This window comes from Micromonospora sp. NPDC047740, from assembly GCF_043204735.1.
Classification (GTDB): Bacteria; Actinomycetota; Actinomycetes; order Mycobacteriales; family Micromonosporaceae; genus Micromonospora.
Genome location: NZ_JBIDCT010000011.1, coordinates 53,705 through 65,932, shown reverse-complemented (window position 1 = coordinate 65,932; position 12,228 = coordinate 53,705). Strand labels below are relative to the sequence as shown.

Below are 12,228 nucleotides of genomic sequence, written 5' to 3'. Positions count from 1 at the left end.
CGGGAATCTGCCCGCAGCAGGGGCGGTGGGTCAGGCGGCGTCGCGGGCGGCGAGGATCGCCGTGGCCAGCTCGACCGGGTGCCGGGTGCTGACCACCCAGAACGGGGTCGGGTCGGCCGGGTCGTCCAGCACCACCTGCACCGCGCCGCCGATCCACGGGCGCTGCACCACGAAGGCCAGCGGGTCCGACCCGACGCCGAGCACCTCGCGCCGGCCGGCGGCGTCCAGCGGGATCACGTCGGCGACGTACCGCACCGGGAGGCGGGCGTCGTCCACCCGCAGCTCGCCGTCGCGGATCGCGACCCGGATCCGGCCCAGCCACCAGAGAGCGACCAGGACCGCCGGGATCAGCAGCGCGAACGGCAGCCAGGACCGGACGCCCGTGGCACCCATCCAGAGCTCGGTGGCGAGCAGCCCGGCGACGGCGAGGCCGGCGGGCCAGGCCCACCACGGCAGCCCGAGCCGCTCCGCGTACTCGCGGGTGGCGGCCACCGGCGGGGTCGCGGCGGACGAGGACGACGACAGGCTCACAGTCCGAGGGTACGGCGCACGACCGGCCGGCCAACCGGCAGGATGGCAGGGTCACCCCCGCAAGGACCGGACGGAAGAGGAAGACCGTGACAGACGTCGTACCCGTGCCCGTACGGCAGCTCGATCCGGAGCTGCCGCTGCCGGCGTACGCCCATCCCGGCGACGCCGGCGCGGACCTGGTGGCCGCCGCGGACGTGGAGCTGCCGCCCGGCGGGCGCGCCCTGGTGCCGACCGGCGTGGCCGTCGCGCTGCCGGAGGGGTACGTCGGGCTAGTGCACCCCCGATCGGGGCTGGCGGCCAGGCTCGGCGTGACCGTGCTCAACGCGCCCGGTACGGTCGACGCCGGCTACCGGGGTGAGATCCTGGTCAACCTGATCAACCATGATCGGGAGACCCCGGCGAAGATCAGCCGGGGTGACCGGATCGCGCAGCTCGTCGTCCAGCGGGTCGCGCGGGCCGAGTTCCAGCCGGTGGCGGAGCTGCCCGCGTCCCGGCGCGGGACCGGCGGGCACGGGTCGACCGGCGGGCACGCCGGGCTGGTCCCGGCCCCGGCGAGCGGGCAGACGGAAGAGGTGGCAGGGTGAGTGTGAGCAGCGGAGGGCGGGCGCAGTGATCTTCTCCCGAAAGCGGGCCGGCGAGGCGCGGCACGCGCGTGACGAGCGGGCCGACGAGGTCCTCGACTCCCCGGCGACCGAGGAGTCGACCGCGTCGGCGGCGTCCCGGGGCCCGTACGACGTCTCCGAGGCGCCCGACGCGCCCCGGCTGGACCTGGGCAGCCTCCAGATCCCGGCGGTGCCGGACGTCGAGGTGCGGGTGCAGGCCGACCCGCAGGGCGTGATCCAGCAGGTCGTGCTGGTGCACGGCGACAACGCGCTGCAGCTGGGCGTCTTCGCGGCGCCGCGGTCCGAGGGCATCTGGGACGAGGTGCGCGAGGAGATCCGGCAGTCGCTGTACAACGACGGCGCGGCCGCCCAGGAGGTGCAGGGGGAGTACGGCACCGAGCTGAAGGCCCGGGTCCGCACCCCGGACGGGCTGACCGACCTGCGCTTCGTCGGCATCGACGGCCCGCGCTGGATGGTCCGCGGCGTCTATCAGGGCGAGGCGGCCAACAACCCGGCCGTCGCCGGCCCGCTGGCGGCCTGTCTCGACGGCCTGGTGGTGGACCGGGGTCAGGAGGCCAAGCCGGTCCGCGAGCCGCTGCCGCTGCGGCTGCCCCGCGAGGTGGCCGAGCAGCAGGCGGCCGAGCAGCAGGCGGCCACGCAGCAGGCCGCGCCGGGGCAGCGCGAGGCCTGAGCCGTATCGCCCGGGCCCGGCCGGTCGGCTCCCGTCGACGGCGCCGGGCCCGTCGCGTGTCCGGCGCCGTCCGGGGCGGACGCCGGCTCCGCGGACCGGCCGGATCGGCGTACGCTGGCGGGACGGTTCCGCATCCCGGGGCCGAGCCAGTGCCGGCGCGGCCGGCCAGCGTGGAGAGGGTGACGCGGAGGTCATGACGACCGACGAGAGCCGGGTGTCGCTGCGACGGCTGCTGCATCGGCTCACCGCGAGCGAGGCCGAGATCGAGGCGCAGGAGCTGCGCCGGGAGAGCGCGGAGTCCGGCGGCATGCCGGCCCAGCAGTGCCTGCGGGGCCAGGTGGTGTCGATCAACGGGCGGCTCCGCACGGTGGTCTACACGCCCCGGACCAACCTGCCGACGCTGGAGGCCGACCTCTACGACGGCAGCGACGTGGTCACCCTGGTCTGGTTGGGCCGGCGGCACATCGCCGGCATCGAGCCGGGTCGGCACCTCACCGCCCGCGGCCGGCTGGCCGTCCGGGACGACCGCAAGGTGATCTACAACCCGTACTACGAGCTGGAGTCGCCGAAGTGACGACCGGACAGCATCGGTCCGCCGGGCCGGAACTCGGGCCGGAGGACGACGAGCGCCTGCCCAGTCTCGCCGAGCAGATGGCCGACCAGCTCGGCGGCTGGCGGGGCCTGGTCGAGTCGAGCATCCCCGTGGTGGTCTTCGTGATCGCCAACGTGCTGGGCGAGCTGCGCCCCGCGGTGATCGCCTCGGTGGCGGTGGCACTGCTGATCGCCGGGCTGCGCCTGGCCCAGCGTCGGCCGATCCGGCACGCGGTCAACGGGCTGGTCGGCATCGCCATCGGCGCCGCCATCGCCTGGCGGACCGGGGACGAGCGGGACTTCTACCTCCCCGGCATCCTCTACGGGATCGGCTACGGGCTGGCCCTGCTGCTGTCGGCCGCCATCAAACAGCCGCTGGTGGGCTGGATCTGGTCGGTGCTGGTCGCCCGGGGCCGCTCGGAGTGGCGGGACGACCCGCGGCTGGTGCGCACCTTCACCCAGCTGACCGTGCTCTGGGGCGTGGTGTGGCTGGCCAAGGTGGGCGTGCAGGCGGGGCTCTACCTGGCCCACCAGGACACCCTGCTGGGCGTGGCCCGGCTCGCCCTGGGCTACCCGCCGTACGCGCTGCTGCTGCTGATCACCGTCTGGGTGGTGCGCCGGGTGACCCGGGAGACCACGCGGACGCCGCTGCCGGGCGCCTGAGCCCGCCGGCCGTACCGGAACCCCCGGCCGGCGGGACCGAACGGCTGCCGTCAGGCGCCGTCGCGGGTGCGCTCGACGCTGTCCGGCCCGAGGATCACCGCCCGGACCTCGTCCTCCACCGCGGCCGTGCACACGAAGACCAGCTCGTCGCCGGCCTCGATGGGGTCGTCCGGGCTGGGCACCAGCACCCGCTTGCCGCGCAGGATCGCCACCAGCGCCGCGTCGCGGGGGATCGGCACGGCGTGGATCGGCTCACCGACGTACGGCGCGGTGGGCGGCAGGGTGATCTCGACCAGGTTCGCCTCGCCCTGCCGGAAGGTCATCAGCCGGACCAGGTCGCCGACCGTGACCGCCTCCTCCACCAGGGCGGCCATCACCCGCGGCTTGCTCACCGCGACGTCGACGCCCCACTGCTCGGTGAACAGCCACTCGTTCTCCGCCCGGTTGACCCGGGCGACCACGCGGGGCACCGCGAACTCGGTCTTGGCCAGCAGCGACACCACCAGGTTGACCTTGTCGTCACCGGTGGCGGCCACCACCACCTCGCAGCCGGCGATGTTGGCCTCCTCCAGGCTGGCCAGCTCGCAGGCGTCGGCGAGCACCCACTCGGCGGCCGGCACCCGGTCCGGCCGGAGCATCTTGGGCTGCCGCTCGATCAGCATCACCTGGTGCCCGTTGTCGATCAGCTCCTGGGCGATGGACCGGCCCACGTTGCCCGCGCCGGCGATGGCGATGCGCATGGCTCAGTGCCCCCCTTCCGGCGGCGTGGCCGCCACCGAGGTGACCGACGGGATGATGTCGTCGGTCACCAGCATGAAGACCTGGTCGCCCTCCTGCACCACGGTGGAGGCGGTGGGCAGCGTGCCGATCCCGAACCGGATCAGGTACGCGACCCGGGCCCCGACGGCCTCCTCCAGTTCCCGCAGTGACCGGCCGATCCAGTCCTTGTGCACCGGCACCTCGATGATCGACACGGTGCTCGTCGGGTCGCGGAAGATCTCGACGTTGCCCTCGGGGACCAGGTGCCGCAGCATCCGGTCGGCCGTCCACCGGACGGTGGCGACGGTGGGGATGCCCAGGCGCTCGTAGACCTGTGCCCGGCGCTGGTCGTAGATGCGGGCGGCCACCCGGGAGACGCCGAACGTCTCCCGGGCCAGCCGGGCCGAGATGATGTTGGAGTTGTCGCCGCTGGAGACCGCCGCGAAGGCGTCGGCGCGCTCGATGCCGGCCTGGCGCAGCACCTCGCCGTCGAAGCCGGCGCCGGTGACGGTGATGCCGGCGAAGTCGGGGCCGAGGCGGCGGAACGCGTCCGCGTCCTGGTCGATCACCGCCACCGAGTGCCCCCGGGACTCCAGGCTGTGGGCGAGGGTCGACCCGACCCGGCCGCAGCCCATGATCACGACATGCACGGTGTCCGCTCCTCCCACGGTCCGCCCGGCGGACCCGTCGACTGCGAGCCTGCCACGTCCCCGTTGCCGGCGGGGAGCCGACCGTACCGCGCGGACCTGCGCGAGGGTGATCAGCCATCCCCACCGCATTCCCTGGACTGGTCGTACCCTTGGCGGTTGTGGCCAGACCCACCTCGCTGCTGAAGCGACTCCTCGTCGGTCGACCGTTCCGGTCCGACCGCCTCCAGCACACCCTGCTGCCGAAGCGCATCGCGCTGCCGGTCTTCGCCTCGGACGCGCTCTCCAGCGTCGCGTACGCGCCCGACGAGATCCTCCTGACGCTCTCCATCGCCGGCGCGTCGGCGTTCTTCTTCTCGCCGTGGATCGCCCTCGCGGTCGTCGTGGTGATGCTCACCGTCGTGGCGAGCTACCGGCAGAACGTGCACGCCTACCCCTCCGGCGGTGGCGACTACGAGGTGGCCACGGTCAACCTCGGCCCCCGCGCCGGCCTGGCGGTGGCCAGCGCGCTACTGGTCGACTACGTGCTCACGGTCGCGGTCTCGATCTCCTCCGGGGTGGCCAACCTCGGCTCCGTGCTCCCGTTCGTGGCCACCCACAAGGTGCTGATCGCGGTCATCGCGGTGGCGCTGCTCACCGCGATGAACCTGCGCGGCCTGCGCGAGTCCGGCACGGCGTTCGCCATCCCCACCTACGGCTTCGTGATCGTGATCGGCGGCATGCTGCTCACCGGCCTGGTCCGGATCTTCATCCTCGGTGACGAGCTGCGCGCGCCCAGCGCCGGCCTGGAGATCCAGGCGGAGCACAGCGTCACCGGGTTCGCCCTGATCTTCCTGCTGTTGCGGACCTTCTCCTCGGGCAGCGCCGCGCTCACCGGTGTGGAGGCGATCTCCAACGGGGTGCCGGCGTTCAAGGCGCCGAAGAGCCGCAACGCGGCCACCACCCTGCTGCTGCTCGGCGTGATCGCGGTGAGCATGCTGTTCGGCATCATCTGGCTGGCCCGGCTGACCGGCCTGCAGTTCGTCGAGTCTCCGAGCCAGATCGTCGCCGGCCCGCCCGGGTACGTGCAGAAGACCGTCACCACCCAGCTCGGCGAGGCGGTCTTCGGCAACGGGGTGCTGCTCTACGTGGTCGCCGGGATGACCGCGCTGATCCTGTTCCTGGCCGCCAACACCGCCTTCAACGGCTTCCCGGTGCTCGGCTCGATCCTGGCCCAGGACCGCTACCTGCCCCGCCAGCTGCACACCCGGGGCGACCGGCTGGCCTTCTCCAACGGCATCGTCTTCCTCGCCGTCTTCGCGGTGGTGCTGATCGTCGGCTTCCAGGCCGAGGTGACCCGGCTCATCCAGCTCTACATCGTCGGCGTGTTCGTCTCGTTCACGCTCTCCCAGGCCGGCATGATCCGGCACTGGAACCGGCACCTGCGCACCGAGCGGGACCCGGAGGTGCGCCGCCGGATGGTGCGGTCCCGGGCGATCAACGCCTTCGGCATGGCGCTCACCGGCACCGTCCTGATCATCGTGCTGATCACCAAGTTCCTGCTCGGCGCCTGGATCGCGATCGCCGCGATGGCGGTGATCTACCTGCTGATGCTGGCCATCCGCCGGCACTACGACCGGGTCGCCGCCGAGCTGGAACCGACCGAGACCCGGGGTGTGCTGCCCGCCCGCAACCACGCCATCGTGCTGGTCAGCAAGCTGCACCAGCCGACGCTGCGGGCCATCGCGTACGCCCGGGCGACCCGGCCGGACACGCTGACCGCGGTGACCGTGAACGTGGACGAGAAGGACACCCGGAACCTCCAGGCCGACTGGGAGCGGCGGGAGCTGCCCGTGCCGCTGACCGTGATCGACTCCCCGTACCGGGAGATCACCCGGCCGATCCTGAACTTCGTCGCCTCCACCCGCCGCGAGTCGCCCCGCGACGTGGTCACCGTCTTCATCCCCGAGTACGTGGTGGGCCACTGGTGGGAGAACCTGCTGCACAACCAGAGCGCGCTGCGGCTCAAGGGCCGGCTGCTCTTCGAGCCGGGGGTGATGGTGACCAGCGTGCCGTGGCAGCTCGCCTCGACCGCCAACAAGAACCTGGACCGGCTGGACGCCAACCTCAGCCGTGGGCCGGCGCGCGGACCCCGGGTGGCCCCACGCAGCACCCTGCCACCCACCGTCCCGCCGGTGGCCCCCGCCCCGCCCGGCGAGAGCGGAGACCGCGCGTGACGGCGCCGGTCGACGGGCGGCGCGGGCTGGAGGAGGCCGAGCGGGTCGAACTGACCGTGGCCGCGGTCGCGCCGGGCGGGCACTGTGTGGCCCGGGTCGACGGCCAGGTGGTCTTCGTCCGGCACGCGCTGCCCGGGGAGCGGGTGGTCGCCGAGGTGACCGAGCTGCACCGGGGCTTCGCCCGGGCCGACGCGGTCGAGGTGCTGGCGGCCTCCCCGGACCGGGTCGAGCCACCCTGCCCGTACGCGAAGCCGGGCCGCTGCGGCGGCTGCGACCTTCAGCACGTCGCCCCCGACGCCCAGCTCGACTGGAAGACCGCGGTGGTGCGCGAGCAGCTCACCCGGCTCGGCGGCCTCACCGACCCGCAGGTCGACGCGCTCGGCGTCCGGGTCGAGGCGCTGCCCGGCGGGCCGCTGGGCTGGCGCTCCCGGGTCCGGTACGCCGTCGACGGCGCCGGCCGGGCCGGGCTGCTCAAGCACCGCTCGCACGAGGTGGTGCCGATCGACCGCTGCCTGATCGCCCACCCGGCGATCCAGGAGCTGCCGGTGCTCGCCCCCGCCGGGGCCCGTTGGCCGGACGCGGACGCGGTCGAGACGGTCGCCGCCTCCGGCGGGGACGTCAGCGTCACGGCGTACGCCCAGGGCGTGCCCACCCCGGTGAGCGGCCCGGCGGTGGTCCGCGAGGTGGCCGCCGGCCGGGCGTGGCGGCTCCCCGCGTCCGGTTTCTGGCAGGTCCACCCGGCCGCGGCGGACACCCTGGTCGGGGCGGTCCTCGACCTGCTCGACCCGCGCCCCGGCGAGGCCGCCTGGGACCTGTACGGCGGGGCCGGGCTGTTCGCCGCGGCCCTCGCCGGCCGGGTCGGCGCGGCCCGGGTCACCCTGGTCGAGTCCGCCGAGCCAGGCGTGGCCGCGGCCCGGGAGAACCTGGCCGACCTGCCCGCCGTGGAGGTGGTCGCGGCCCGGGTGGAGACCGCGCTGGCCCGCCGCCGGATCACCGGCCCGGTCGACCTGGTGGTCCTCGATCCGCCCCGCTCCGGCGCCGGCGCGCCGGTGGTGCGGGACATCGTCGCCGCCGGCCCGCGGGCGGTGGCGTACGTGGCCTGCGACCCGGCCGCCTTCGCCCGGGACGTGCGCACCTTCACCGGCCTGGGCTGGCGGCTGGCCGCGCTGCGCGGCTTCGACCTGTTCCCGATGACCCAGCACGTCGAGCTGGTCGGCCTGCTCCTCCCGTCGTCCTGAGCCAGGCCGGCGGGCCAGGATCCCCGCCGGCCGGCGGGGGCCTTCGCACCCCCCGATCCGGCTGCCGTGATCCACGGCCGAGCTGCGGGCTGTCGGGCGGCCGATAGACTCTTCGGTCATGAGTGTTGAAGAGGGCACGGCCAACCGCGGCCGACTGCTGGGCACCGTCCGGGGCCCGCAGGACGTGAAGCGGATGACCGCCGAGCAGCTGGACATCCTCGCCGCCGAGATCCGTGACTTCCTGATCGCCAAGGTCTCCCGCACCGGCGGGCACATCGGGCCCAACCTCGGTGTGGTGGAGCTGACCCTGGCGATGCACCGGGTCTTCGACTCGCCGCGGGACCGGCTCCTGTTCGACACCGGCCACCAGGCCTACGTGCACAAGATCATCACCGGCCGGCAGGAGGGCTTCGACAAGCTCCGCCAGCGCGGTGGCCTCTCCGGCTACCCCAGCCAGGCGGAGAGCGAGCACGACCTGATTGAGAACTCGCACGCCTCCACCGCCCTGTCGTACGCCGACGGGCTCGCCAAGGCGTACGCGCTGCGCGGCGAGCGGCGCAGCGTGGTCGCCGTGGTCGGCGACGGCGCGCTGACCGGCGGCATGTGCTGGGAGGCGCTGAACAACATCGCCGCCGCCGGCAACCCGCTGGTGATCGTGGTGAACGACAACGGCCGGTCGTACGCGCCGACCATCGGTGGCCTCGCCGACCACCTCTCCTCGCTGCGGCTCAACCCCGGCTACGAGAAGGTGCTCGACACCGTCAAGGAGGCCCTCGGCTCGACCCCGCTGGTCGGCAAGCCGATGTACGAGGTGCTGCACGCGGTCAAGAAGGGCATCAAGGACGCGGTCGCGCCGCAGGCCATGTTCGAGGACCTCGGCATCAAGTACGTCGGCCCGGTCGACGGCCACGACGTCGCCGCGGTCGAGTCCGCGCTGCGCGCGGCGAAGAACTTCGGCGGCCCGGTGATAGTGCACGCGGTCACCCGCAAGGGCTACGGCTACCGCCCGGCCGAGGAGGACGAGGCGGACTGCCTGCACGGCCCCGGCGGCGCCTTCGACGTCGAGACGGGTCAACTGGTCGCCGCGCCCTCGGTGAAGTGGACCCACGTCTTCGCCGACGAGCTGGTCAAGATCGCCGACGAGCGGCCGGACGTGGTCGGCATCACCGCCGCGATGGCCGAGCCGACCGGGATCGCCAAGCTGGCCCGCAAGCACCCGAAGCGGGTGTACGACGTGGGCATCGCCGAGCAGCACGCCGCCACGTCGGCGGCCGGCCTCGCCATGGGTGGCCTGCACCCCGTGGTGGCCGTCTACGCCACGTTCCTCAACCGGGCCTTCGACCAGGTGCTGCTGGACGTGGCGATGCACAAGCTGCCGGTCACCTTCGTGCTGGACCGGGCGGGCATCACCGGCCCGGACGGCCCGAGCCACTACGGCGTCTGGGACATGTCCGTCTTCGGCGTGGTGCCCGGCCTGCGGATCGCCGCCCCCCGCGACGCCGGCAGCCTCCGCGAGGAGCTGCGCGAGGCGGTCGCCGTGGACGACGGCCCGACGATCGTCCGCTTCCCGACCGGCACGGTGGCCGCCGACCTGCCGGCCGTGCGCCGGGTGGGTGCGGTGGACGTGCTGGCCGAGTCGGCGCGTACCGATGTGCTGCTCGTCGCGGTCGGCTCCTTCGGCCAGCTCGGCATGGAGGTCGCCGCCCGGGTGGCCGAGCAGGGTTACGGGGTCACCGTGGTGGACCCGCGCTGGGTCCGCCCGGTCCCGGCCGAGCTGGTCGAGCTGGCCGCCGCGCACCGGCTCGTGGTCACCGTCGAGGACGGTGTCCGGGTCGGCGGCGTCGGCGACGCGCTCGGCCAGGCCATGCGGGACGCCGACGTCCGGGTGCCGCTGAAGGACCTGGGGGTGCCGGCCGACTGGCACCCGCACGGCACGCGGGCGCAGATCCTGGCCGACCTGGGCCTGACCGCGCAGAACGTGGCCCGCGACGTCACCGGCTGGATCTCCGGCCTGGACGCCCAGCCCGTCGAGCCGGCCGCCTCCGAGGCCACCGCCAAGAACTGACTCGGCACGCGAGTGGGTGGTCCGGCACAAGGCCACCCACCGCAGCTAGGGAAGATCTTGGTAGGAAGTGGCCCCTCCAGGGTCATTTCCTACCAAGATCGCAGTGTGACCCGGAGGTGCACGGGCGGCAGCAGGGGCCCTCGCGTGGTTTCATCTGGTCATGATCGAGCCCGTTCGTCGCATGGCCTATCAGCTGTACGCCCGCCGCCTGCGAGCGCAGTTGGCCGACGTCTCACTGCCTCGGCACGTTGCCATGGCGATGGACGGGAACCGGCGGTGGGCCAAGCAGATGGGCTTCGACGACCCACGACTGGGGCACCGGTACGGGGCGGAGCACATGCACGAGGTGCTGGCCTGGTGCGCCGAGTTGAGCATTCAGCACGTCACCCTGTTCGTCGCCTCCGTCGACAACGTACGCAAGCGGGCCTCCGACGAGGTGGAGCACCTGATGCGGATGATCGAGGAGGTGGTGGCGGAGCCACTGCTGCGGCCGGGCAACCCGTGGCAGCTTCATGTGGCCGGCCGCCCGGACGTGCTGCCCGACTCGACGCGCCACGCACTGAAGCTGGCCGAGGAGGCGACCGGTGCGCGCGGCGGCAACTTCCATCTCACAGTGGCCGTCGGCTACGACGGCCGCGAAGAGATCGTCAACGCGGTCCGTTCACTGCTCGAGCAGGAGGCGCAGACCGGCGCTACCGTCGATGACGTCGCGCAGCGCCTGACCGCCGAGGACATCGCGGCGCACCTGTACACCGGCGGCCAGCCCGACCCGGATCTCGTCATCCGCACGAGTGGAGAACGCCGGATGTCGGGCTTCCTGCTCTGGCAGGCCGCCTACTCCGAGTTGTACTTCTGCGACGTGTACTGGCCCGGCTTCCGGAAGGTCGACTTCCTTCGCGCTCTGCGTTCCTATGCGGCACGCAGCCGGCGATTCGGCGGATGATCATCACGAGAGTCGACCACCCAGGAGTACGGGCGGGTGGCCCAGGCGGGCGCTCGGGGCGCGAAGGTCAGCGTCCGCCCACGGATCGGTACCAGGTCTTTTCAGTGCCGGCCAGGCTGAACGTCTGACGAGAGTCCGGCTGCGGCATTACCACCAGGCCCGGCCGGTCGACCAGGCGCGACGCCCCGGGCGGGGCGGCGAACGAGGTGTCCCGGCTGGCCCGCCAGGTCAGCACCGCGAGCGGCTGGCCCGGCATCGGCAGGTGGTACGCCTGCAGGGTGGTGGACCGGTCGGCGGCGGAGACCACCGGGGCGCCGCCGTCGCCCGGGCGGTAGACCAGCGCGGTCATCGTGCCGGTGGCGCTCTCCCAGGTGAGCTGCTGCAGGTCGCCCGGCTCGCCGCCGGCCAGCGCCACCTCGCCGAGCGACCGGACGGCGACCTTCGCCATCGGCCAGGACTCCGGCGCGGAGCGGGGCGCCAGCCGGTCGCCGATGCGGCGCGGCACGCTGCCGAACGGTCCGGTGGTTTCGGCGAGAACGCAGGTGTCCAGCCCGGCCAGGGCGCGCTTGCCGGTGCCGGTCTCGTCGCGTACCAGGGGATAGCGGGGGTCGGCGGTGGCCGTACCCAGGTCGAGGACACGGTCGGCGGCCCGGCCGCGCGGCAGCGACCGGGTGGGGCGCAGCGCCGCGGTCAGTTCCACGGCCCGGCAGGCCGGCACGGCGAGCGGCTCGGTGAGGCCGTCGGTGCTGGCCAGCGCGCGGCCGTCCGGCCCGAGCAGCCGCTCCACCCGGGCCGAGGTGAGGTAGCGCCGGCCCTGCGGGAGCCGCACCGGCAGCACGTCGGAGTAGACCAGGTAGCCGGGGTCGGTGTACTCGGTGGCGTGGGCGACCCGCCAGCGGTCCTCGGCACGGTCGAGCTGCAGCAGCCAGGACGCGCTCTCGCCGGGCACGTCGGCGGCGACCAGGGCGAGCGGTGACCCGGCCACCTCGCCGGAGTAGAGGATGCCGGAGGTGGGCAGGTGTGCCCGGTCGTCGATCGGCGAACGCCAGTCCCGGACGGCCGCGCTGATGGCGGCGGTCGCGGTGGCGTCGCCGGCCAGGCTGCCGCGCGCCGGCCAGACGGTCAGCGGCCCGTCCAGGCTGTCGTAGCCGACCCGCAGGTCCGCCGACTGGCGCCCGGCGACGGGCCCGCACCCGGGTGCGGCCAGCAGCAGGGTCAGCAGCGCGGTGGCCACCGTGCCGCGTCGGCGGACTGAAGCCACCTGTACGCCCCCGATCGCGTC

12 protein-coding genes are annotated in these 12,228 nt (G+C 73.8%); 8 read left to right on the top strand and 4 right to left on the bottom strand.

Translation table 11 applies throughout. The features are described 5' to 3' along the window. Nucleotides 1-30: 30 nt before the first annotated feature. A complete protein-coding gene (locus ACGF4F_RS21250) occupies nt 31-525 on the bottom strand; it encodes a DUF3093 domain-containing protein (protein WP_357434281.1) in 495 nt (164 codons plus the stop codon). A 92-nt stretch (nt 526-617) separates the two neighbouring features. Between ACGF4F_RS21250 and dut the strand changes: the two genes are divergently transcribed. From dut to ACGF4F_RS21230, 4 genes are all read left to right on the top strand, one after another. Then, a complete protein-coding gene (dut, locus tag ACGF4F_RS21245; protein WP_393079444.1) occupies nt 618-1,115 on the top strand; it encodes a dUTP diphosphatase in 498 nt (165 codons plus the stop codon). 25 nt (nt 1,116-1,140) lie between these two features. Beyond that, entirely contained in the window at nt 1,141-1,824 is a 684-nt protein-coding gene (locus ACGF4F_RS21240) for a DUF3710 domain-containing protein (RefSeq protein WP_393079442.1), read from the top strand. A gap of 193 nt (nt 1,825-2,017) precedes the next feature. After that, a complete protein-coding gene (locus ACGF4F_RS21235; protein ID WP_357433347.1) occupies nt 2,018-2,398 on the top strand; it encodes an OB-fold nucleic acid binding domain-containing protein in 381 nt (126 codons plus the stop codon). Beyond that, the gene (locus tag ACGF4F_RS21230; RefSeq protein WP_073835376.1) at nt 2,395-3,078 is read left to right on the top strand and encodes a DUF3159 domain-containing protein; all 684 of its coding nucleotides are present in this window, start codon (nt 2,395-2,397) and stop codon (nt 3,076-3,078) included. Before ACGF4F_RS21235 ends, ACGF4F_RS21230 begins: the two co-directional genes overlap by 4 nt. Before the next feature lie 50 nt (nt 3,079-3,128). Here ACGF4F_RS21230 and ACGF4F_RS21225 read toward each other — a convergent pair whose 3' ends face one another. Together ACGF4F_RS21225 and ACGF4F_RS21220 are read right to left on the bottom strand one after the other, a co-directional pair. Then, entirely contained in the window at nt 3,129-3,818 is a 690-nt protein-coding gene (locus ACGF4F_RS21225) for a TrkA family potassium uptake protein (RefSeq protein WP_073835377.1), read from the bottom strand. A gap of 3 nt (nt 3,819-3,821) precedes the next feature. Then, complete coding sequence (locus ACGF4F_RS21220) at nt 3,822-4,487, bottom strand: TrkA family potassium uptake protein (protein WP_357433344.1); 666 nt, start codon at nt 4,485-4,487, stop codon at nt 3,822-3,824. Nucleotides 4,488-4,645: 158 nt separating this feature from the next. Here ACGF4F_RS21220 and ACGF4F_RS21215 point away from each other — a divergent pair, with 158 nt between their 5' ends. From ACGF4F_RS21215 to uppS, 4 genes are all read left to right on the top strand, one after another. Then, nucleotides 4,646-6,700: an APC family permease gene (locus ACGF4F_RS21215; protein WP_357433342.1), complete on the top strand. Its 2,055-nt coding sequence runs from the start codon at nt 4,646-4,648 to the stop codon at nt 6,698-6,700. After that, entirely contained in the window at nt 6,697-7,938 is a 1,242-nt protein-coding gene (locus ACGF4F_RS21210) for a class I SAM-dependent RNA methyltransferase (protein ID WP_393079439.1), read from the top strand. The genes ACGF4F_RS21215 and ACGF4F_RS21210 overlap by 4 nt, the downstream gene beginning before the upstream one ends. Nucleotides 7,939-8,056: 118 nt before the next feature. Beyond that, a complete protein-coding gene (gene dxs / locus ACGF4F_RS21205) occupies nt 8,057-10,003 on the top strand; it encodes a 1-deoxy-D-xylulose-5-phosphate synthase (protein WP_357433338.1) in 1,947 nt (648 codons plus the stop codon). A 160-nt stretch (nt 10,004-10,163) separates the two neighbouring features. Next, complete coding sequence (gene uppS / locus ACGF4F_RS21200) at nt 10,164-10,946, top strand: polyprenyl diphosphate synthase (protein WP_393079436.1); 783 nt, start codon at nt 10,164-10,166, stop codon at nt 10,944-10,946. A 67-nt stretch (nt 10,947-11,013) separates the two neighbouring features. Here uppS and ACGF4F_RS21195 read toward each other — a convergent pair whose 3' ends face one another. Next, complete coding sequence (locus tag ACGF4F_RS21195; RefSeq protein WP_393079434.1) at nt 11,014-12,207, bottom strand: hypothetical protein; 1,194 nt, start codon at nt 12,205-12,207, stop codon at nt 11,014-11,016. Nucleotides 12,208-12,228 lie beyond the last annotated feature (21 nt).